The sequence below is a fragment of the Pseudomonas versuta genome (assembly GCF_001294575.1).
In the GTDB taxonomy this organism is placed as follows: Bacteria; Pseudomonadota; Gammaproteobacteria; order Pseudomonadales; family Pseudomonadaceae; genus Aquipseudomonas; species Aquipseudomonas versuta.
In genome coordinates this window covers 3,185,656-3,206,092 of the sequence record NZ_CP012676.1, presented here as the reverse complement: position 1 = coordinate 3,206,092, position 20,437 = coordinate 3,185,656, and the positions used below count along the sequence as shown (strand labels likewise).

At 60.2% G+C, this 20,437-nt stretch carries 19 protein-coding genes; 2 read left to right on the top strand and 17 right to left on the bottom strand.

Going from position 1 to position 20,437, the window contains the following annotated elements; translation table 11 throughout:
• Positions 1 to 127 precede the first annotated feature (127 nt).
• The 6 genes from AOC04_RS14310 to AOC04_RS14285 form a co-directional block, all read right to left on the bottom strand.
• Positions 128 to 460, bottom strand: coding sequence for an L-rhamnose mutarotase (locus AOC04_RS14310; protein ID WP_060694443.1), 333 nt, complete (start codon positions 458 to 460; stop codon positions 128 to 130).
• Complete coding sequence (locus AOC04_RS14305) at positions 457 to 1,233, bottom strand: L-fucose dehydrogenase (RefSeq protein WP_060694441.1); 777 nt, start codon at positions 1,231 to 1,233, stop codon at positions 457 to 459. The genes AOC04_RS14310 and AOC04_RS14305 overlap by 4 nt, the downstream gene beginning before the upstream one ends.
• Entirely contained in the window at positions 1,230 to 2,087 is an 858-nt protein-coding gene (locus tag AOC04_RS14300; RefSeq protein WP_060694439.1) for an amidohydrolase family protein, read from the bottom strand. The genes AOC04_RS14305 and AOC04_RS14300 overlap by 4 nt, the downstream gene beginning before the upstream one ends.
• Before the next feature lie 24 nt (positions 2,088 to 2,111).
• The gene (locus tag AOC04_RS14295; protein WP_060694437.1) at positions 2,112 to 3,389 is read right to left on the bottom strand and encodes an L-fuconate dehydratase; all 1,278 of its coding nucleotides are present in this window, start codon (positions 3,387 to 3,389) and stop codon (positions 2,112 to 2,114) included.
• A gap of 14 nt (positions 3,390 to 3,403) precedes the next feature.
• Positions 3,404 to 4,252, bottom strand: a complete 849-nt coding sequence (locus tag AOC04_RS14290) for a fumarylacetoacetate hydrolase family protein (RefSeq protein ID WP_060694435.1) — start codon at positions 4,250 to 4,252, stop codon at positions 3,404 to 3,406.
• Positions 4,253 to 4,349: 97 nt separating this feature from the next.
• Positions 4,350 to 5,090, bottom strand: a complete 741-nt coding sequence (locus AOC04_RS14285; RefSeq protein WP_060694433.1) for an SDR family oxidoreductase — start codon at positions 5,088 to 5,090, stop codon at positions 4,350 to 4,352.
• A 238-nt stretch (positions 5,091 to 5,328) separates the two neighbouring features.
• Here AOC04_RS14285 and AOC04_RS14280 point away from each other — a divergent pair, with 238 nt between their 5' ends.
• Positions 5,329 to 6,090, top strand: a complete 762-nt coding sequence (locus AOC04_RS14280) for a FadR/GntR family transcriptional regulator (RefSeq protein ID WP_060694430.1) — start codon at positions 5,329 to 5,331, stop codon at positions 6,088 to 6,090.
• Positions 6,091 to 6,100: 10 nt separating this feature from the next.
• Here the strand turns inward: AOC04_RS14280 and AOC04_RS14275 are convergent, their stop codons facing one another.
• The 11 genes from AOC04_RS14275 to AOC04_RS14225 all read right to left on the bottom strand — a co-directional run bounded on the left by AOC04_RS14275 (position 6,101) and on the right by AOC04_RS14225 (position 18,784).
• Positions 6,101 to 6,355, bottom strand: coding sequence for a hypothetical protein (locus AOC04_RS14275; RefSeq protein ID WP_060694427.1), 255 nt, complete (start codon positions 6,353 to 6,355; stop codon positions 6,101 to 6,103).
• An 86-nt stretch (positions 6,356 to 6,441) separates the two neighbouring features.
• Positions 6,442 to 7,743 (bottom strand): MFS transporter, encoded by a 1,302-nt coding sequence (tcuC, locus tag AOC04_RS14270; protein WP_060694424.1) that lies wholly within the window; start codon positions 7,741 to 7,743, stop codon positions 6,442 to 6,444.
• 46 nt (positions 7,744 to 7,789) lie between these two features.
• Positions 7,790 to 8,947, bottom strand: a complete 1,158-nt coding sequence (gene tcuB, locus AOC04_RS14265) for a tricarballylate utilization 4Fe-4S protein TcuB (RefSeq protein ID WP_060694421.1) — start codon at positions 8,945 to 8,947, stop codon at positions 7,790 to 7,792.
• Complete coding sequence (gene tcuA / locus AOC04_RS14260; protein ID WP_060694418.1) at positions 8,934 to 10,388, bottom strand: FAD-dependent tricarballylate dehydrogenase TcuA; 1,455 nt, start codon at positions 10,386 to 10,388, stop codon at positions 8,934 to 8,936. Before tcuA ends, tcuB begins: the two co-directional genes overlap by 14 nt.
• Positions 10,389 to 10,529: 141 nt before the next feature.
• Positions 10,530 to 11,465, bottom strand: a complete 936-nt coding sequence (locus tag AOC04_RS14255) for a LysR family transcriptional regulator (protein WP_060694416.1) — start codon at positions 11,463 to 11,465, stop codon at positions 10,530 to 10,532.
• Positions 11,466 to 11,581: 116 nt separating this feature from the next.
• Positions 11,582 to 12,874, bottom strand: a complete 1,293-nt coding sequence (locus AOC04_RS14250; protein WP_060694414.1) for a histidine-type phosphatase — start codon at positions 12,872 to 12,874, stop codon at positions 11,582 to 11,584.
• A 169-nt stretch (positions 12,875 to 13,043) separates the two neighbouring features.
• Positions 13,044 to 14,348, bottom strand: a complete 1,305-nt coding sequence (locus tag AOC04_RS14245; RefSeq protein ID WP_060694412.1) for a histidine-type phosphatase — start codon at positions 14,346 to 14,348, stop codon at positions 13,044 to 13,046.
• A gap of 38 nt (positions 14,349 to 14,386) precedes the next feature.
• Positions 14,387 to 15,172 carry an oligogalacturonate-specific porin KdgM family protein gene (locus AOC04_RS14240; protein ID WP_060694410.1) on the bottom strand — a complete coding sequence of 262 codons (786 nt, stop codon included), beginning with the start codon at positions 15,170 to 15,172 and terminating at the stop codon, positions 14,387 to 14,389.
• A gap of 149 nt (positions 15,173 to 15,321) precedes the next feature.
• The gene (locus tag AOC04_RS14235) at positions 15,322 to 16,698 is read right to left on the bottom strand and encodes an MFS transporter (protein WP_060694408.1); all 1,377 of its coding nucleotides are present in this window, start codon (positions 16,696 to 16,698) and stop codon (positions 15,322 to 15,324) included.
• Positions 16,699 to 16,781: 83 nt separating this feature from the next.
• On the bottom strand, positions 16,782 to 17,624 hold the full coding sequence (locus AOC04_RS14230; RefSeq protein ID WP_060694406.1) for an inositol monophosphatase family protein: 843 nt from the start codon (positions 17,622 to 17,624) through the stop codon (positions 16,782 to 16,784).
• Between the two features lie 149 nt (positions 17,625 to 17,773).
• Entirely contained in the window at positions 17,774 to 18,784 is a 1,011-nt protein-coding gene (locus AOC04_RS14225) for a LacI family DNA-binding transcriptional regulator (RefSeq protein WP_060694404.1), read from the bottom strand.
• A gap of 402 nt (positions 18,785 to 19,186) precedes the next feature.
• Between AOC04_RS14225 and AOC04_RS14220 the strand changes: the two genes are divergently transcribed.
• Positions 19,187 to 20,428, top strand: a complete 1,242-nt coding sequence (locus tag AOC04_RS14220) for a glutamine synthetase family protein (RefSeq protein WP_162232804.1) — start codon at positions 19,187 to 19,189, stop codon at positions 20,426 to 20,428.
• The last annotated feature ends 9 nt before the right edge of the window (positions 20,429 to 20,437 follow it).

Sequence of the window (20,437 nt, the reverse complement as noted above, 5' to 3'; positions counted from 1 at the left end):
ATCTCCTTTTTATTGTTTTTAGAGCGGTGTATCTGCCGGCATGAATCACCAAATCACCTGTAGGAGCGAGCTTGCTCGCGAGCTCTTCAAGATCAACAGCTCGCGAGGCAAGCTCGCTCCTACAGGGTCAGGTGAGGCTGAAGATTCGGGTCATGGGTGCCCACTTTTCTGTCGGTTGTGTCCATGGCGTACGTTGCTGAAAGCGCCACATCAGCACTTCCCATTGCTGTACTCGGGCATCGCTGGCGCTGGCCTGTTCAAACGCCAGGGAATTGAAGTCAGGCGCGGTGTCCATGACCATGAACAGCCGTGTACCCAGCCTCCAGATCTGCATGTCGAGCACCCCGTACTGGCGCAGGTGTGCGCTGATCTGTGGCCAGATCTGTTGATGCAAGCGTTCGTACTCGGCAATCAGCGCCGGGTCGTCGATCAGGTCCAGGGCCAGGCACTGGCGGTTCATGTCAGGGCCCGGTCGAGGTGGGTGTAGCCGCCGTCCACCACCAACCATTGGCCGGTGGTGTGGGAGGCGCGCGAGGACAGCAGAAACAGCACGCTGTCGGCGATTTCTTCGCTGGTGGTCATGCGCTGGCCGAAGGGGATTTTTTCGACGATGCTCGCCAGCTTGGCCTCGGAGTCGGCAAAGGTGTTGATCCAGCGCTCGTAGAGCGGGGTCATGACTTCGGCCGGGATCACGGCATTGACCCGGATGCCGTCAGCCAGTAAAGAGGTGGCCCATTCCCGGGTCAGTGACAGTTGCGCACCTTTGGCCGCGGTGTAGCCGCTGGTGCCGCCTTGCCCGGTGAGGGCGGTTTTGGAGCTGATATTGACGATGGAACCGCGGGTGGCCCGCAGCGCGTCCACGCACAGGTGGGTCATCAGGTAGTAGTGGATCAGGTTTTTTTCCAGCGATTCGACGAACGCCGAACGCCCGGCTTCAAGCCCCACGCTATCGTTGACCCCGGCGTTATTGACCAGCCCGTCGATGCGCCCGAAACGCTGTAACACGCTGGCCACGGCGGCGCGGCAGGCGTCTTCATCGCGCAGTTCGACCTGAATGAACACACTTTGTGAGCCACGCTGATCCAGTTGTCGAGCCAGTTCATCGGACAGCGGGCTGTGGCCGAAAATCACCGGGATCGCGCCTTCGTCAGCCAGGCCCAAAGAGATGGCAGCGCCGATACCCGAGCCGCCGCCGGTAACGATAAAAACCTTGTCCTGCAGGTACAGATTCATTGTTTCACTCCTTTAATCCCATAGATGGCGCAGGCATTGCCACCCCGAATCGCGGCTTGCTGCGACGTGCTCAAACGGTGCAATACGCTGTCGACCAGGCTGCAGGTGTCGGCGTATTCACTCGCCAGCAGGCACACCGGCCAGTCCGAGCCGAACATCAGGCGTTCGGGGCCGAACAGTTGCAGTGCGGTTTCCAGGTAGGGGGTCAGTTGCGCGCTTTGCCAGTGCTGCCAATGGGCTTCGGTGATCAGCCCCGACAGCTTGCAACTGACATGGGGCAGGGCGGCCAAGGGGGCGAGTTGCCGGGTCCAGGTTGTTAAATCGTTGGCCTGCACATCCGGTTTGCCCAAGTGATCGAGCACCATGGCGTGCTGGTCGTGCTGTTGGCACAACGCTGTTGCAGCGGGTAAATCCGGCGCTTTGATCAGCACTTCATAGACCAGCCCCCGGCGTTGCAAGGTGTTCAACCCCCGGTTAAACGCCGGGTTTTGCATGACGGCGGCCGGCGAGGGTTCGTCTTGCAACTGATGACGAAAGCCTCGCAAGGCAGGCGCTTGCGCCCAGCGTTCCAGCGACTGTTCAAGGTCGTCGGCGCACAGGTCGACCCAGCCCACCACGGCGTGAATCCACGGGTAGCGTTCAGCCAGTGCCAGCAACTGATCGGTCTCTGTTTCACAGGCCCGGGCTTGCACGGCAATGCAGCCGTCGAACCCGGCTGCGTCCAGCAACGGGCGCAGATCAGCGGGCTGGAAATCCCGGCGCAAACCGGTCATGTCGCGGCCTATCCAGGGATAGGCCGCAGCGTCATAGCGCCAGAAGTGCTGGTGCGCATCGAGGCGAAGTAAGGACGACATTATTATTGTGCTCCGTCCGCTGGTTTAGCCCCGATACCGGTGCTGCTCGCGGGACGCGGCCTTCATCTGGATCGAGAACCCCGGTGCCTGTGGCGGCATATACGCCGCGTTGCGAATCACGCACGGGTCTTCAAAGTGCTCATGCAGGTGATCGACAAATTCCACCACCCGGCCTTCATGGGTACCGGCCATACACAGGTAATCGATCATCGACAGGTGCTGTACGTATTCGCACAGGCCAACCCCGCCGGCGTGCGGGCACACCGGCAAGTTGTACTTGGCGGCCATCAGCATCACGGCCAGCACTTCGTTGACCCCGCCCAGGCGGCAGGCATCGATCTGCACCACATCAATCGCTTCACGCATGATCAGTTGCTTGAACACGATGCGGTTCTGGCACATCTCGCCGGTGGCCACTTTGACCGGGGCCACGCCCAGGCGGATTTTGCGGTGGCCTTCGACGTCGTCCGGGCTGGTGGGCTCTTCGATAAACCACGGGTTGGCGAACGACAGTTCACGCACCCAGTCGATCGCGGTATCGACTTCCCAGACCTGGTTGGCGTCGATCATCAACTGGCGGTCCGGGCCCAGCACTTCACGGGCTATGCGTACGCGGCGAATGTCGTCCTGCAGGTCGTGGCCGACTTTGAGTTTGACGTGGGAGAAACCGGCATCGACCGCTTCCTGGCACAGGCGGCGCAGCTTGTCGTCGGCATAGCCCAGCCACCCGGCCGAGGTGGTGTAGCAGGGGTAGCCGTTGGCTTGGAGCAGTGCCAGGCGCTCGGCTTTGCCGTGGGCGCGTTCGCGCAGCAAGGTCAGGGCTTGCGCGGGGGTGATGCAGTCGGTGATGTAACGGAAATCAATGCAGCGCACCAATTGCTCGGGGCTCATGTCCGCCACCAGGCGCCATACCGGCTTGCCCTCGGCTTTGGCCCACAGGTCCCAGGCGGCGTTGACCACCGCCCCGGTGGCCAGGTGAATCGCGCCCTTGTCGGGGCCGATCCAGCGCAGTTGGCTGTCGCTGGTGACGTGGCGCCAGAAACGCCCCATGTCTTCGGCGATCCACTCCAGCTTCAAGCCCACCAGCAGGCTGGCCAGGGCCTTGATCGAAGCGCAGCAAATTTCGTTGCCGCGGCCGATGGTGAAGGTCAGGCCGTGGCCTTCCAGGCCCGGGGTATCGGTGTCGAGAATCACATAGGCCGCGGAGTAGTCCGGGTCCGGGTTCATCGCATCCGAACCGTCCAGCGATTGCGAAGTGGGGAAGCGGATGTCTTCAACGCGTACGGCAGTAATGGTGGTCATGGCGCAGCTCCCTGTCACTCGGCATTCACGGTGCGTTGGTTTTGTTCGCCCAGGCCGGCGATGCCCAGGCGGATCTGCTGACCGGCGCGCAGGTACACCGGCTCGGGCTTGATGCCCAGGCCGACGCCAGGCGGGGTGCCGGTGGAAATCACATCGCCCGGTTGCAGGCTCATGAACTGGCTGAGGTAGCTGATGATTTTCGGGATCTGGAAAATCATCGTCCGCGTGTTGCCGTTCTGGTAGCGCTTGCCATCGACTTCCAGCCACAGGTCGAGCTGATGCGGGTCGGCGATTTCATCCCGGGTGACCAGCCACGGGCCGAGCGGGCCAAAGGTGTCGCAGCCTTTGCCTTTGTCCCAGGTGCCGCCCAGCTCCAGCTGGAACTCGCGCTCGGACACGTCATTGATCACGCAGTAACCGGCTACATGTTCCAGGGCGTCGCTTTCGCTGATATAGCGCCCGCCCTTGCCGATGACAACGCCCAGCTCGACTTCCCAGTCGGTTTTGCGGGAGTTGCGCGGGATTTCGATATCGTCGTCGGGGCCGACGATGGCGCTGGTCCACTTGCTGAAAACCACCGGTTCGGCCGGGATGGCGGCGCCGGTTTCGGCGGCGTGGTCGGCGTAGTTGAGGCCGATGCAAATGAACTTGCCGACCTGGCCGACACAGGCGCCAATGCGTGGCGAGCCTTCTACCAGCGGCAGGGTTGACGGGTCGATCTCTTGCAGGCGGGCAATACTTTGCGGGCTCAGGGTAGCGCCTGCGATATCAGTGACCACTGCGGACAAGTCGCGCAATTGACCGTTGTTATCAAGCAGGGCGGGACGTTCCTGGCCTTTGTTACCGATGCGCAGCAGTTTCATAAAAATTCCTTTATCAACTATGAAGTCCCTGTAGGAGCGAGCTTTTTTCAAGATCAACAGCTCGCGAGCAAGCTCGCTCCTACAGATGTGGAGGGGGCTAGTTGCTCCAGCCGCCATCAATGATTTGTGCGGTGCCGGTGGTGAAGCCGCTGGCACTCGACCCCAGATACAGCGCCAGCTGGGCGATTTCTTCGGCACTGCCGATGCGGCCCATGGGCTGGCGTGCAGCGAAGGCGGCGTACACCTCGTCGACACTGCGGCCTTCGCACAGGGCCTGTTCGCTGATGCGCTGACGCAGGGAAGGGGAGTCGACGGTGCCGGGGCAGATGGCGTTGCAGCGGATGTTCTGGCTCACAAAGTCGGCCGCCACCGAACGGGTCAGGCCAATCACTGCACCCTTGCTGGCGCAGTAGGCAAAGCGGTTGGGTACGCCTTTGACGCTGGACGCCACCGAGGCCATGTTGATGATCGAGCCGCCGCCATTGCTCAGCATGCCCGGCAAGAAGCCGCGGATCATGCGGTACATGGCGGTGACGTTGAGGTCCAGGGCGAAGTTCCAGTCTTTTTCGCTGCACTCCAGAATGTTGCCGCTGTGCACCACGCCGGCGCAGTTGAACAGCACATCCAGCGGGCCAAGTTTGCTGGCCAGGCGCTCGATTGCAGCGGCATCGGTAACGTCTAAAAGATGAGGCTGTGCCCCTTCGATGGCGTCGAGGGCAGCGGCATTGATGTCGGCGGCGAAGACTTCAGCGCCAGCGGCGAGGTACGCCTGGACGCTGGCCAGGCCAATGCCCTGAGCGGCTGCCGTGATCAGCACGCGTTTGCCGGAAAGATCCATAGGTGCTCCGTGTCGCGATTCATTATTTTTATTTTGGCCCAATGGTCAGGCCATTGTGGGCGTAGCAAATGGCAAAACGACGCAAGTATCGGGATAAGGTTTGCTATGATCGCTTTACGTTATCCGTTCAATGGTCAGGCCATTGGGCCTTTTGTAGCATGCACCTCAAGCGTCAACAAGCGTCTTTTTTCCACAAAAGTGCTCGTCGAACGCCGTCCAGACCAGAGCTTATTTCACAATGCCATTTCAAGTTATTGATAACCAAAGACTTTACCGGCAGATCGCCGATCAGCTACGGGCCTTGATCGACAGCGGTGAATTTCCGCCGGGCAGCCGTTTGCCGGCTGAGCGCGAGTTGGCCAAGTTGCTGGGCGTGAGCCGGGCATCTGTGCGCGAGGCGATGATTGCTCTGGAAGTGATTGGCTTGGTGGATGTGCGGGTCGGTAACGGGGTATTGGTCTGCGAGCCGCCGGTGCAAGCGGTATCGAGTGAGCCGGTGATGGCCCAGGTCACGCGCAATCAATGGAAGGAACTGGACCCCGAGCTGGGGATTGAGGTGGATTTCAGTGCCGAGATCCCGCCCTTCGCCTTGCTCCAGGCGCGCCGTCTGATCGAACCCGAGGCCGCGGCACTGGCGGCGTTGAATGCCAGCGATGAAGAACTGGCAGGCATCCGCGAAGCGTTCGAGCGCAACGTGCAGGACAACCGCGAGGGTTCCCACACCCATCCCGGCGACCGCCTGTTTCATATCCGCATCGCCCAGGCCTCGGACAACCCGGCCTACGCGTTGATGATCCAGCACCTGCTGGGCCATCGTTACGGCAGCATGTTCCAGCGCCTGCAAAGTCATTACGGCTCGGGTGACATGCCCCATCGTTCGGAAGACGAACACCGGCGGGTGCTGCAGGCGCTGGAGCAACACGATCCGGGCGCCGCGCGTCAGGCGATGGCCGAGCATCTGGATGAAGTGATCAGGATTTTCAGTCGCAGCGCTCAGTGAGTCGCGGCGCTCACTGCAGCCATGATTCGCTGATACGCCGCTCCAGCTCTTCGAGATCAGCCATGCCCAACACCCGGGTGGTGTTCAGGCCGCGCAGGTAGCCCTTGAGCTGATTGGCGGCGCAACGCACCTCGTCGGGACTAGCGTTAGCGTCGTGCAGCGCTTCTTCATACAGGACCAGGTATTCGGCTACCCGGTCGCGATACTCCGGCAGAACGGCTTCACGGATCAGGTCGAAGGTTCTCAGCTTTTGATTAGTGTTCAAGTTTCCCCCTGTGGGAGTGTTGTTATTAGAAGCGAGCTCAATGTAGCTCACGTGAGCGTTTCTACACAGGGGGCATGGCTATTTGCTTATGCCACGTTGAGCACCGGCGCTTTTTGCTGACGGTACAGCGCCATCGTTGCGCAGAACCCGCAAAAGGCCGCGAACATCAGCCAGAACGCAGGGGATGCCTTGTCTCCGGTAGCCTGTACCAGAATGGTCGAAATGGCAGGTGTGAAGCCGCCGAATAGCGCCGTGGCCAGGCTGAAGGCCAGAGAGAACCCCACCACCCGTACGTTTTGCGGCATGACTTCGGTCAGGGCTGCCACCATTGCGCCGTTGTACAGACCAAAGAAGAACGAGAAGTACAGCAGCACGATGAGCAGCCGTTCAAAACTCGCGGCTTCGGCCAGCCAATGCATGGCCGGATAGGCGGTGAGCATGCACAGCAGGGAAATGCCCAGCAGCAGGGGCCGACGGCCGATTTTGTCGGAGAGGGCGCCGCCAATGGGTAACCAGATGAAGTTGCTCAGGCCGACGAACAGGGTCACCACCAGACTGTCGGTGGTGCTCAGGTTGAGTACGGTCCTGCCGAAGGTCGGGGTGTAGACCGTGATCAGGTAGAAGGTGGTGGTGGTCATGGAAGCCAGCAGGCCGCCCGCCAGCACGGTCCGCCAGTTTTCACGCATGGAGCGGAACACTTCGCTGGCGCTTGGGTGGTGGCGCCGGGCTTTGAAGGCCTCGGTTTCTTCCAGCGAGCGGCGAATGACAAAGATGAACGGGATAATCACGCAGCCGATGAAGAACGGAATGCGCCAGCCCCAGGCGGCAATCTCGGACGTCTCCATAAATGCATTGATCGAGTATCCCAGTGCAGCGGCCAGAATGATCGCCACCTGCTGACTGGCTGATTGCCAGCTGGTGTAGAAACCCGTTCGCCCGGGCGTGGCGATTTCGGCCAGATACACCGAAACACCGCCCATTTCTGCACCCGCAGAAAACCCTTGCAGCAGCCGTCCCAGCAACACCAGAACCGGGGCGGCAATGCCGATGCTGGCATAGCCCGGCACCAGTGCAATCAGTACCGTGCCCGCGGCCATGATCGACAGCGTTACGATCAGCCCTTTACGCCGTCCCACCTTGTCGATGTAGGCACCCAGAATGATGGCGCCCAGCGGGCGCATCAAAAAGCCGGAACCAAAGACTGCAAAAGTCATCATCAGCGAGGCAAATTCGCTGGTCGCAGGAAAGAAGGTCCTGGAGATATAGGTGGCGTAAAAACCGAACAGGAAGAAGTCGAACTGTTCGAGGAAGTTACCGCTGGTGACCCGCAAAATGGCGCCTAGCTTGGACCCCTTTTTGCGGCTTGTTTCTATTGTTGTTTTCATCATGGCTACCGTCTTGCTGGATATTGTTATTGGAATGAGTGTTCGCGTGTCAGTCGCTTGCGGCGTTAATCGGGTTGGGCTGGCGCTTTTCGATGGCGTATTTGAGCAGGGCTGCGCTGCGGAAGATGCCGTGGGCAAATTTGCTGTACGGCATGGTCAGGAAGAACGCCATGACCAGGCCGAGGTGGATCGCCAGGGCCAGCCCCAGGGCGCTGGTGTCACGCAGGGCGAGTAACGCCAGCCCGCTGGCACTGATCAACAGCAGCAATGCGATAAAGCCGCGGTCCATGGGCTTTTGCTGTTCGTCGCCCTGATCCGGATGACGGCGCAGGTTCAGCCATAACAACCCGGCCGGGCCGACCAGCAGGCCAAGACCACCGACGATGCCCAGCATCACGGGCAGGCTGAACACGGGATACGGAGCCGACCAGTGCAGGACAAAGTGATAGAGGGTGGCGACGCCGGTAGCTGCGAAGCACAGCATGAAGCCGTAGAAGGTCAAGTGGTGGAAGCGCCGACGCCACAGGGTGAACGCGTCGTCGCTATTGTTACAGCCCTCGCCGTGCCCTCCGTCCAGATACTTGAGCCGGGCAACGTTGGACGTCGCTTCCAGGGCCGCTGAGGTTTTAAGCCCCAGAGGGGCGCTGGCAGGTGAAATATCGCGCCAGAAGCGGCGTACGCCCAGGGTCAGGGCAAGCACTGCAAAGCCGAACACCGGCCCGAACATCAGTGCCAGTGTGTTGTGCGGGAAAATCCCGTAGAAATTGCCCCCGGCCATAGGGGTCAAGAGATTGCCCATCACCATCAGCATGAGGCACAGAAATAACGCCAGCCCCGCCGCAGTGGCCAGGGCCAGGGTCAGGCCGTTGCGCTGATACAAAGTGCCCAGGGCCTTGGGCCAGGCGTATTCGGCGTAGGTGTCGAGGCGTACCTTGGCCATGGCCTTGGGCACATTGATTGCAAATTCGTGGGGGGCTGCGTATTGGCAGGCATGCAGGCACGCACCACAGTTGTGGCAAAGGTTGGCCAAGTAGTGGATATCGGCCTGGGCAAATTCAAGACGCCGGGTCATGGCCGGAAACACCGCGCAGAAGCCCTCGCAGTAACGGCAGGAGTTGCAGATCGCCAGCTGGCGCTGGACTTCGGTTTCATCAAGGTTCAATACCGGGATCAATTCGCCGGATGCCTTGGGATCAAACAGTTGCATGTCGAGATTCCGAAATCGTGGAGGAAGGGCCATAGCCCACGGAGGCGGCGGCCTGTACGCCGGCAATACGCCCGAACGCGGTACCGATGGCCATGCCGATACCCGCGGTGTAGCCCTTGCCCAGTACGTTGCCGGCCATCATTTCGCCGGCAACGAACAGGTTGGGGCTGGGCTTGCCATTGAAATGCACGGCAGCGGTTTCGTCGGTGGCAAGGCCCAGATAGGTGAAGGTAACGCCCGGTTTGAGCGGATAGGCATAGAACGGTGGCTGCACCAGCGGCCGTGCCCAATGGGTTTTGGCCGGGGTTAGCCCCCGGGTGTGGCAATCGTCCAGCGCGGTGTGGTCGAAGGTGCCGACGTGACAGGCCTTGTTGTAGTCCTCCACGGTTTTCACGAACGCCGCCTGGGGCAGCTGCAGCTGGCGGGCCAGATCCTCCAGGGTGTTGGCCCGGGTACCGGAGAACACCGGCGGCATGAAGCGGCCGATGGCTTGCTGGTCGATGATCGAGTACGCCTGCTGACCCGGTTGGCCCGCCACCAGCCGTCCCCAGATGGCATAGCGCTTGGGCCAGAAATCTTCGCCCTCATCGTAGAACCGCTCGCCGTCACGGTTGACGACCACACCCAGGGATACGCAATCGATGCGCGTGCAAATACCGCCGTCATACAGGGGGGCGCGAGCATCAATGGCGACCATGTGCGCCTGGGTCGGATCGCCGATCCCATCAGCACCGTGATCAAGCATGCGCCGCAGCAGGATACCGGTGTTGAACCGTGTGCCACGGATCAGGAAGTTGTCCGAAGGCCATTCCCCCCGTTCATTCTGCCCCCAGGCTTCGCGCAGCCATTCACGGTTGGACTCAAAGCCGCCTGCCGCCAGTACGCAGGCCCGGGCTTCAATGCGTTGCGCGGCCACGGCCTGGCCATCGACCTCATGTGCGCCAATGTGGGCGGCGATGAATTTGCCGTCCTTGAGCTCAATGTCGGTCACTTGCGTGTTGTAGCGGATCTCGACGCCCAGGCGTTCGGCACTGCGGAAATAAGCATTGACCAGGGCTTTACCGCCGCCCATGAAAAAGGCGTTGGTCCGCGCCACATGCAGCGCGCCCGATAGCGGCGGTTGAAAATGCACGCCATGGGAGCGCATCCAGTCGCGGCAGGTCGAAGACGCGCGAATGGCGATGCGGGCCAGTTTCTCATCGGTGATACCGCCGGTGACCTTCAGCAGGTCTTGCCAGTATTCCTCTTCGGGATAGGCATCGATCAGCACGTCCTGAGGGGCATCGTGCATGCAGCGCAGGTTACGCGTGTGTTGAGAATTGCCGCCTCGCCATACCTTGGGCGAGGCTTCAAGCAGCATGACGCTGGCGCCGGCTTCCCGAGCCATCAGTGCGGCACACAGGGCTGCATTGCCGCCACCTATGATGAGTACATCGATCATTATTTCTCCTCGGTTCGCAAGGCAGCCGGAACAATTGCGCCTTGCAAAGGAGGGAGAAGGTAGGTGAGCGCCCAAAGCGCCGAAAGACAGGATTCGACGCGGGGTGTTTAGTTTTACTAAAGGGTAGGCCGGTTCGGGTTGCTAGTCGTCGGCGGTTTCAATCAGGGTTGCGCCGGGCCACTGGTGATCCTGCACCAGTTTTTTTGCCACCTCTACCATCACCAGCCGCGTGGCCAGCGCCGCCGGGGACAGTTCGTCATCGGCCAGGGTCGCCAGAAGATTACGCCGGCCCACATGGGGGTCAGTGATTTGCACCAGTGAAAGCCCTGACTCGCCTTTAAGCGCCGCAGCCGCGCCGGGTTGAATCGTGGCGGCATGCCCGGCCCGCACGGCGTTCATCAAGATTGCCAGACCGTCGACTTCCATCACGATATTGGGGGTGATCCCCGAACGCTCGAATGCCGTCATCAAGGTTGAACGCAGCCCGTGTTGCGAACTTGGCATCACCAGCGGCAAGCCGCCCAGGTCGGCTATCTGCACGCCATCACCGCGAGGAGCATTGGGCAGTTCGGGTGAGGCGATGACAAACAGTTTTTCATCGAGCAGGGGGGTGATGCTCCAGCGCTTCCCGCCTTCGAGCTGAAACAGGATGGCCAGGTCAATCTGTCGTGCATTGAGCTGCGTGGCCAAATGGCCCGACAGCATCTCCACCAGATGCAACTGAATGTCCGGATAGCGCTCACGCATCGCATTGATCAAGGGCAGCGCGAGCACGGTAGCCGTGGTGGGGGCCAGGCCGACGCTGACGTACCCGCTCATACGGCCGCGATGGGCAGCCATCACGGCGTTTTCGGCCTGACGCAGGGTCAGTTGGGCGTGATGTAAAAAGGCGACACCGGCGCTGGTGGGGGTGACGCCGGTGGAGGTGCGATTCAGCAGGCGGGTCGACAGCTCGTTTTCGAGCCTGGAGATTTGCTGGCTCAGGGCCGAAACCCCGACCTCCAGTTCAAGAGCGGCACGTCCAAGACTGCCCAGTTCAACAATCTTTACGAAATAGCGCAGTTGCCTCAACTCCAAACGATACCGCTCCCTCAAATGCTGATTCAGACGCCGGGAAATGCCTGGCGAGTCGAGCCGCTATTGTGCCCATCCCGGGTTCAACGCAGAAAGCGACTTTTACGCCAGGGCGCCGGTTATTGGAAGCTGTAAGGCGTGAGCGCGGTCGGATCAATGTTCTGATCGACTTTGACCAGCGCCTCTTTGAGCGGGCACAACAGGCCGACGCTGGTTTTGCGGCAGTCTTTGGCGCTTGCGAAATCACCCTTGAGCGGTGTTTGGGCACCGTCTAGCCGGGTCAGGTTGCGGATCTGATCCATCGACTGGGCTTCAAAGGCGATGCGCAAAAAGTAGTCGCCGGTTTTGACTTCCTTGTAACGCTCGAACTGCAATGTGCCTACCGGCGGGATGTTGTTTTCCAGATAGTCACCCAGCTTCCAGCCGAAGCCGAGCATGGTGCGCAGGTACGAGATGTTGGTGTCGTGGGCCACCAGCAGCATCAGCGGTACATCGGGCGGGGCGCCCTGTGGATCCTTGCTGGCGAAGGCGGTGCCTTGCTTGAGCTCCAGGGAAATCTGGTTCATCAGCTCGGACGCGCCACGGCTGGCGATGTAGGGGATGTCATTGAGGAAGTCGTATTTGGCTTTGGTCAGTACCATCAGGCTCGACACCTCGGCCGGGGTACGGGCATTGCCGAAGGCGACCTTGTCCAGTGGCAGGCCCTGGCTGTACTCCAGGCGGAACACTTCACCCATGTTGGCACCGGCGCTCAGGCCCTTGATCGAGAAGCGGCCCTTGGCGTTTTCTTCGAGTACCCAGGGCTGTTTGCCGTACGGGCAATCGGCGGCAGGCAGGCAGGCGACTTCCCGGAGTTTTTCTTCAAAGGGTTTGTAGCGCTCTTGTGCGGCTTCAACACTGCCGCCCAGAGCCTTGAGGATTTGGGCCTTGGCTTTTGCCGGGTCAAGGGCGGCAAATGGCATTTCATTGGCCTGGAACAGGGCGTCCTGTTCGCCTGCAACATAGGTCGGCTGGAACCCGCAACCGGGGAACATGCCGTCGAGCAAGGCCTGGGCCGTGGCTTTGGTACGTTGCAGGGGGCTGGCATGGACCAGCAGTTGGCGGGCGTCCGGGCAGCCTTTGGGGATCAGCCCGGCAGTACGCAGGACCTGGCCGCGATAACGGCCCATTTCGACGGCGCCGGTGTAGCCGTGGCCGGTCAGATTGCCCAGCGGCACCAGCCAGGTTGGCCATTGACGCTGGGTCACGCGGGTGAGCAGTTTTTCATTGGACTCGGTCGGCGGCCGTACCCCGTGGCGGCTGACCTGTACCACTTTATCCAGTACGTAGCCGTCACTGGACGCGGTTTGGGCAAAGGCTGGAGGGCTGAGCATGCCGGCCAGTAGCAGGCTGGCGTAGAGCGAGGTCTTCATGGGGGTTCCTTTTGGTCTTGCTGGACACAATGGGCGCAGAGTCTAGTCGGCAAATGACTCAAGCACTCTGAATCATATAGTCGCTGGCGAAGGCTGCGATAAGGGCTGAAGGACCTTCGTCTCTGTCCGGCCCCATCGCAGCCTGCGGCAGCGACTACAGGTCTGTGGTTTATGGATAGCGCGCCGTGGTCATCGCGGTGCGGTCAATGGCTTTGCTCAGGGTGCTGGCAAAACTCTCCAGCGGGCACAGGGTGCCAACCGCGGTTTTTTTGCAGCCGGGCTGTTCGAAGTCCACCTGCAGCGGCACGTTGTTGCCGGTCAGCGGAGTCAGGTTGCGGATCTGATCCGGTGACTGGGTCAGGAAGGTGGTGCGGATGAAGCGTTCACCACTGTTTGCGTCGCGATAGCGTTCAAAGGCCAGGGTGCCGGTTGGCGGGATGTTGCCGGGCTGGTACTCGCCCAGGGCCCAGTGAAAGCCGAGCAGGGTGCGCAAGTGCGAGAGGTTGGTGTCGTGGGCGACAATCACCAGTAACGGGGCTTTGGGCGGATTGCCCAGCGGGTCGGATTTTTCCAGTGCGGTGCCTTGTTCCAGTGCCAGCAGCAACTGGTTCATCAACTGCGAACCACCGCGTTTGGCAATGTGCGGCGTGTCATTGACGAAGTCGTACTTGGCGCGGTGCAGTCGGGTCAGGGCCATCACCTGTTTGGCGTTGGCGGCATGGCCGAAAGCGACTTCGGACAAAGGTTTGCCTTCGCTGTATTGCAGGCGAAAGGTTTCGCCCAGGGATGACGCCTTGTCCAGGCCCTTGATCTTCAGACGCCCCTCATCATTCTGTTTAAGCACCCATTCGGCTTCGTAGAACGGGCATGGTTTGCCTTCTATACAGGCTGCGGCCTTGAGCAGGTCCAGGTCCGGTTGCAGTCGGGCCTTCGCCGCCTGCAGGTCACCGCCCAGGGCCTTGAGGATTTCACCTTTGGCGATCACCGGATCGATGCGGGCAAAGTCCATCTTGTCGGTCTGGAACAGCGGGTCGAGTTTTTCCGTGCTGGCCAGGGCCTTTTGTCCGCAGCCGGGGAACATGCCGTCGAGCAACGCAGCGGCCGTGGCGCGAGTGCGTTGTTTGGGGCTGGACAGGGTGTACACCGTGGTGTTGTCCGGGCAACCCGCCGGGAGCAACCCGGCATGACGATAATGCCCGGCTTGCCAGGCGCCCATCAGGCTGGCTGCCAGATAACCATGGCCGGTAAGTTCGCCGTCACGCACCAGCCAGGTGGGCCACTGGCGCTGGGTGGCGTCCACCAGTTTTTGTGTGTCGGTCTGTGGGCGCACGCCGTGGCGGCTGACCTGTACGGCTTTTTCCAGTACGTAGTGGCCGTTGTCCTGGGCGTGGGCAATCAGGGGGGCGCTGATGCTTAGTGCGGCAGTCAGCAACGGGCCCGTGACACGAAAAAGGGCCGAAAGAGAAACGTTCATTCACAGTCTCCTGAAGGGTCTTGAAGGGAAGGGCGCGATCAGAATTTGTATTTAAAGCCCACGCGATAGCGGGCCTGACGCTCGTCGGTGTCTTTGTCGACGTACACGTCGGCCACTTCAAAGTACGGAATGAACCGGTGGGTCACTTTGTAGTCGATGACGAACTTGTTGCTGTAGTTACGTTTCTTGCCGTCAAACGCTATCTGGTTGCTGTAAATCTCTTTGCGCGCGATGCCGATGGACATCCGGTCGGTTCGGTACTTACCGCCCAGTGACCAGACGTTGTCTCTTTTGGTGTCCTTGCCGTCATCTTTATAAGTGGTGACTTTGTAGTAGTAACCGGGGATCACGGAAAAACTTTTGTTCAACTCGTAGGGGAATTTGAACGCCGGTTTATAGGACTTTTTATCCTTGCCCTGGGAGTAGGTGAACTTGGGTTTGAACTTCAAGCGCTTGGTGAGTTTGTGTGAGTACTTGACCTTGCCTTTCAGGGCATCCTTGGTCATGTGTTCAAACGGCTGGCCGGGCTGGCCGTTTTCCTTGACCGCGGGGCTGGCGACCATCTGGAAGGAGAACGCCAGGCCATTGTCCAGGGCCTGGGTGATCATCACCTTGTCAGTGTGGTCACGATCCTTTTCGTTGTACTGATGCTGGTAGTCCAGATCCAGCGCGTGGGACGCAGTGGGCATCAGCATGAGCGCGCCTTCCAGCGCGGTGAAGCACAGGGCGGCGATCAGGCCGTTGTAGCGACCGGATTTGCACACGTGTGCAACCTGCGGTGAAAAAAAACCGGTGTTCAGGGCTTCATTCAATGGGTAGGTCATCTTGTTTGCTCATTTATTGTTGTTGTTAGTTCCAAGACACGGCGGTATTGCTCTTGGGAAACAAACAACTCCTTGCTGGCCAGTCGCCAACTATGCGGGATGAATATTGCAGGTATATGTCACTGTTTATTTCAAAACCAACCGTTGGTTTATATCTTTGTCGGTTCAGGAAACGCTGCTGTTTTACCCATTGGCGGTGGCGTGCGCTTCTGGATGTACAGGGCAAACAGGGCGGTCATGAGTACCGAAATCAGTGAAGCGCTGACCCAGAAGATCGACAGGGTCTGGAATTGATACAACTTGCTGCCATTGCTCAATACTGTGGTGCCGTGCTCGATCAGCACGCCGGTGAGAATTTCACCTGCTGCTGCGCCGCCATAGCTGGCGATACCGATCATGCCCAACGCGGCGCCCGAAGCGCTTTTGGAGGCAATGTCCGTGGCCATCAGCCCGCCGAGGAAACACAGCAGCGCGCCCATCGAAAGGCCGAAGAACATCATGGCTGTGGCATCCAGCCAATAATGGCCGGCCGGAACGAACAGGAACGCGGTCAGCGACGCGGTGTTCATCAAGCCGAAAATCATCGCCAGGGCGTTGCGCTTGCCCTTGAAGAAACGGTCCGAAATCAAACCGCTCAGGCCGGTACCGATAATCCCGAAAACTCCGGTAATGGAGATCAGTGTCGAGGCGCTCAGGGTGTTATAGGCCTTGGCGTTTTCAAGGAAGAACACGCCCCAGGAAATCACCGCATAGCGCCCGATGTACATCAGGCAGGAGGCCAGGGCGAGCAGCCACAGGGCCGGGTTTTTCAGCAGTTCCAGCTGTTTGCCGAGGATGCTTGGCCCGGCCTTGTCATGGGGCTCGGGGGCTTGCACGGGAGCAAAGCCGCAACTTTGTGGCGAGTCGGCCATAAAGAAGTAAATCAGGGCCAGCCCCACCAGCCCCATAAGGGTGGCAAGCCAGTAACCGAACTGCCAGCCCCAGGTCACCACCACGGCGGCCACGGCCACGTAGGTCAAGGCTTCGCCCAGGCTGTGGGCAATCGACCAGAAGCCATAGAACGTGCCGCGTTCCTTGTCGGTGTACCAGCGCGACAGCGAGACCACGCACGGCCCGACGCCCATGGACTGGGCCCAGCCGTTGAGGCCCCAGATCAGGGTCAGGATGATCGTGTTGGTGGTCATGCCCATGCAGGCGTTGACGATTGCGCTGAGCAGCAGGCCCAGCATCATGAAGCGCCGGACATTGGAGTGGTCGGCCAGAAAGCCGTTGACCAGTTTGCCGACCGCATAGGCGAAGAACAGCGCCGAGCCGATGATGCCCAGTTGAGTGGGGGTCAGTATGTTGTTCGATACCAGTGCCGGCTTGACCACGTTGAACGAGAGGCGACATACGTAGAACAAGGCGTAACTCAGTGACATGGACAAGAAGGTCTGCCAGCGCAATACCTTGAACCGTTGCATGTCATGGCTGGGGGCACCCTCGCGGGCAGGTGCTGCCTTGAAGGCATTGAGTAGAGATGTCATGGCGCAAGATTTCCTGTTTTTGTTTTTCTTGGGGCCTGCTTTCAAAACTTGTGTGGGCGCCGGCCTGCCAGCGGCCGCAGCATTTACCCGTTCAAGGACGGCCCGATCATGCGGGCCAGAGCCGGGTAAAGCTGAGGGGCAGCCACCAGCAGCGGGTTGCCTTCAGTCAGACCCTGGTCCTTTAAAAAATCACTGCACTGGCCACCGGCTTCGCTAACCAGCACCAGGCCCGCCAGGCAATCCCAGCTGTTGATATGGGTTTCGTAGTAGCCGAGCAGGCGTCCGGCGGCGACGTACGCAATCATTAACGCACCCGAACCATTACGAATGAACATTCCGCCCTCATCCAGCAGCTGTTTGAGGAACGGTACAAAGTGCTCCTTGCCGCGCCGATGGGAGGTGCCGACACCGGTCACGCCCAGGGTCAGATCGGCAGCCGGGTTGACCACGATCGGCGTCTGGTTGACGTAGGCGCCCAGGCCTTTGCAGGCATGAAACAGTTCATCGTGGTTGGCATCGGCCACGGCGCCCAGGTACGGCACGCCATCCACCAGCAAGCCAATGGACACGCACCAGGTGTGCAAGCCGTTGACGAAACAGCTGGTGCCGTCAATCGGGTCGACCACCCAGATGCAGCGCGCCTGCAAGTCACTGGCCCCGGTTTCTTCACCGAGAAAGCCATCTTCGGGGAACTGTTCGGCCAATTGCCCCTTGATGAAATCTTCCAGTTCACGGTCGGCCATGCTGACGACGTCCTGGCCAACACCGTCCTTGTGAAGGACTTCCAGGGTTTCGCGCTGGCGATAGTATTCAAGCCCCAGCTGCGCGGCCTGAACCGCGATGCGCTGGGCTTGCATGTAGCGATGCTCGAGGGCTAACGGCTGGTGTTGAGAGAGGTCCAGGTGAGCAGTGAGGTTGGCCGACATGCTTTATTCCCTTGGTTTGCACACGTGTGCAATCTGCTGTTTAAAAAAAGTGAATGGACCTTTTTGCCTTCACGCGGGCAGGGGGCGATTCACTGTTAGGGTTCATACAACACGAAATAAAAATTCAATTCAACATAAAAATACACAAATTATTCTATCGTGCTGCCGCGACTGACCAAGGACACCGCAATAGAGCCGTGCACGCTTCGTTGCTGAAAATTTTTGCGACGGGCGACAATGGCAGCTACCGCGCTTGCTGCCAGTGCATTGCTGTTCTGGCGCAGGGTGGTGAGGTTGTAGGCCAGGTTTGCCGCCTGGGGAATATCGTCGAAACCTATGACTTGTACATCGTTGGGAACGGACAGCTGCAACTTGAAACGCAGCCCGTCCAGCGCGCCCATGGCCAGCATGTCGGTTGCACAAAACAGTGCATCGGGCCGTTCACTGGCGCTGAACAACTGTTGGACTGCGCCGAGCCCGCCGTCATAGCCGGGTGCGGCATCCAGCACCGCCACCGGGCTGAGGCCGACTTCGGCGAGCCGGTCGCGAAAGCCTTCCCAGCGTTCCCGGCTACTGTAGTTGTGTGTGCCCTGACCGATAAAAGCCAGGCGCTTTGCGCCGCCGGCGAGCAGGGTGTCGGCTGCCAGGCGACCGCCGCCGCGGTTGTCGCTGCCGATGACTTCGGCGCCCTCCAGTTCGTGTCCGCGGTTGATCATGGCCACCGGGATCTGGTGTTTCAGGTAATGCTGGACCACCGACAGCGGCGGCGATGCCGAAGTCAGAATCACCCCGGCAATCTGATAGCTGAGCAGTTCATGCAGTGACTGTTCGAGTTGCAGCGGGTCATCGGCGTTCATCAACAGCGGCATCAACCCTTGTCTGTTCAGGGCCACGGTGATCGGGCTCAACAGGCTGGCCCGGAACGGGCTTTCAAAGCCTGCGGTGACCACGCCGACGAAATTGCTGTAACCCTTGTTCATGGTGCGGGCGATCAGATTGACCTGATAACCCAGTGCTCGGGCGGAAGCCATGACCTTGTCGCGGGTATGCGGCGACACGCTGGCGCCCGGAGTGAACGTGCGTGAAACCGCCGAGCGCGAGACCCCGGCATGGCGAGCAACATCGTGGGCGGTGATCAAGTGAGTGTCGTCTTTAGGCATGCCGGGCACTGCGAGGAAAAATAGAATCGTCACCCTAATGGCTTGTGTTGCGGTTGCATAGGCATCGGCGTTTTTTCGCGCTATGGCGCACGCTCTACGTAGTCGCTGCCAAGGAACGAAGGCTGCGAGGGGAGATTCAGCGACCTGAACACCTGCGGCCCTTTTCGCAGCCTTCGTTCCTCGGTAGCGACTACGGCGCTAATGCAGGAATTGTTCGGCGCCTGCTTGAAATCCCGAACGGGTGGTGCGTATTTTGTACAGGTTGCCGTTCGCGGCCCGTAAAACAACAAGGAAAGTGTCATGACGACCGATGACCAGCGTTCTCTCGCACAGCGATTGACCGGCATTGACGAAATTGAATGTGTAACCCCCGATTTGAACGGTGTGCCGCGCGGCAAGGTGATGACTGGCGCGGGGTTCCTCGAAGGCCGGCGCCTGCAAATGGCCCGGGGCGTGCTGCTGCAATGCATCATGGGCGGTTACCCCGAATCGCGCTTTTACGGCAGCGATGACGGTGACCTGGCGCTGGTGCCGGACCCGGCACACATCTACCCTTTGCCCTGGAGCCAGCAGCCTCGTGCGCTAGCCATTTGCGATGCCGCTGAGTTCAGCGGTGAAAGTTCGCGCCTGTCGACCCGGGGTCAGTTGAAGGCGGTGATCGCCCGTTACGCCGCTCGTGGCCTGGCACCGGTGGTGGCCACCGAGCTCGAGTTTTTTGTGTTTGCCCCCAACCCGGATCCGACCCACCCGTTCCGTCCGCCTGTGGGTCTGGACGGTCGTCGCGAGGACGGCTTTTCGGCGTTCAGCATCAGCTCCAATAACGGTCTGCGTCCGTTCTTCAGTGAAGTCTATGAATGCATGGCGGCCCTGGGCCTGCCACGTGACACCTTCATGCACGAGATGGGCGTCAGCCAGTTCGAGATCAACCTGCTGCATGGTGATCCGCTGCTGCTGGCCGACCAGACCTTTTTGTTCAAGCACCTGCTCAAAGAAGTCGCCCTCAAGCACGGGCTGACCGTGGTGTGCATGGCCAAGCCTCTGGCACACACTGCCGGCAGCTCGATGCACATTCACCAAAGCGTGGTGGAGGCGCACAGCGGCCGCAACGTGTTCAGCGATCAGGCGGGGGAGCCGACAGCCACCTTCCGTCACTTTATCGGCGGGCAACAGGCGGGCATGGCCGACTTTACGGCGCTGTTTGCACCGAACGTCAATTCCTACCAGCGCCTGTGCCACCCGTATGCATCGCCGAACAATGCCTGCTGGTCCCATGACAACCGGGCGGCGGGGTTGCGGATCCCGGCCAGTTCGCCCGTCGCACGACGGGTCGAAAACCGCTTGCCGGGGGCTGACGCCAACCCGTACCTGGCGATTGCCGCGAGCCTTGCGGCAGGCCTGTACGGGATTGAAAACGAGCTGGAACCGACGGCTGCGATCCAGGGTGAATTCGACGTGCCGGATTCTTTGTCCCTGCCATGTACCTTGCATGCGGCCCTTGAGCGTCTCAAACGCAGTCACTTGGCGATGGAACTGTTCGGTAAGGAGTTCATCGAAGGTTACGTTGCGTCCAAGACCCTGGAATTGACCAGCTTCTATGATGAAATCACCCCCTGGGAACGCCGTGTATTGGCGGCTCAGGCTTAATCGTTAAAC

Excerpts from the sequence above, each read along its gene's own strand:
- AOC04_RS14310 (WP_060694443.1), bottom strand. The coding sequence starts at position 460 with ATGAACCGCCAGTGCCTGGCCCTGGACCTGATCGACGACCCGGCGCTG.
- AOC04_RS14305 (WP_060694441.1), bottom strand. The coding sequence starts at position 1,233 with ATGAATCTGTACCTGCAGGACAAGGTTTTTATCGTTACCGGCGGCGGC.
- AOC04_RS14300 (WP_060694439.1), bottom strand. The coding sequence starts at position 2,087 with ATGTCGTCCTTACTTCGCCTCGATGCGCACCAGCACTTCTGGCGCTAT.
- AOC04_RS14295 (WP_060694437.1), bottom strand. The coding sequence starts at position 3,389 with ATGACCACCATTACTGCCGTACGCGTTGAAGACATCCGCTTCCCCACT.
- AOC04_RS14290 (WP_060694435.1), bottom strand. The coding sequence starts at position 4,252 with ATGAAACTGCTGCGCATCGGTAACAAAGGCCAGGAACGTCCCGCCCTG.
- AOC04_RS14285 (WP_060694433.1), bottom strand. The coding sequence starts at position 5,090 with ATGGATCTTTCCGGCAAACGCGTGCTGATCACGGCAGCCGCTCAGGGC.
- AOC04_RS14280 (WP_060694430.1), top strand. The coding sequence starts at position 5,329 with ATGCCATTTCAAGTTATTGATAACCAAAGACTTTACCGGCAGATCGCC.
- tcuC (WP_060694424.1), bottom strand. The coding sequence starts at position 7,743 with ATGATGAAAACAACAATAGAAACAAGCCGCAAAAAGGGGTCCAAGCTA.
- tcuB (WP_060694421.1), bottom strand. The coding sequence starts at position 8,947 with ATGCAACTGTTTGATCCCAAGGCATCCGGCGAATTGATCCCGGTATTG.
- tcuA (WP_060694418.1), bottom strand. The coding sequence starts at position 10,388 with ATGATCGATGTACTCATCATAGGTGGCGGCAATGCAGCCCTGTGTGCC.
- AOC04_RS14250 (WP_060694414.1), bottom strand. The coding sequence starts at position 12,874 with ATGAAGACCTCGCTCTACGCCAGCCTGCTACTGGCCGGCATGCTCAGC.
- AOC04_RS14245 (WP_060694412.1), bottom strand. The coding sequence starts at position 14,348 with ATGAACGTTTCTCTTTCGGCCCTTTTTCGTGTCACGGGCCCGTTGCTG.
- AOC04_RS14240 (WP_060694410.1), bottom strand. The coding sequence starts at position 15,172 with ATGACCTACCCATTGAATGAAGCCCTGAACACCGGTTTTTTTTCACCG.
- AOC04_RS14235 (WP_060694408.1), bottom strand. The coding sequence starts at position 16,698 with ATGACATCTCTACTCAATGCCTTCAAGGCAGCACCTGCCCGCGAGGGT.
- AOC04_RS14230 (WP_060694406.1), bottom strand. The coding sequence starts at position 17,624 with ATGTCGGCCAACCTCACTGCTCACCTGGACCTCTCTCAACACCAGCCG.
- AOC04_RS14225 (WP_060694404.1), bottom strand. The coding sequence starts at position 18,784 with ATGCCTAAAGACGACACTCACTTGATCACCGCCCACGATGTTGCTCGC.
- AOC04_RS14220 (WP_162232804.1), top strand. The coding sequence starts at position 19,187 with ATGACTGGCGCGGGGTTCCTCGAAGGCCGGCGCCTGCAAATGGCCCGG.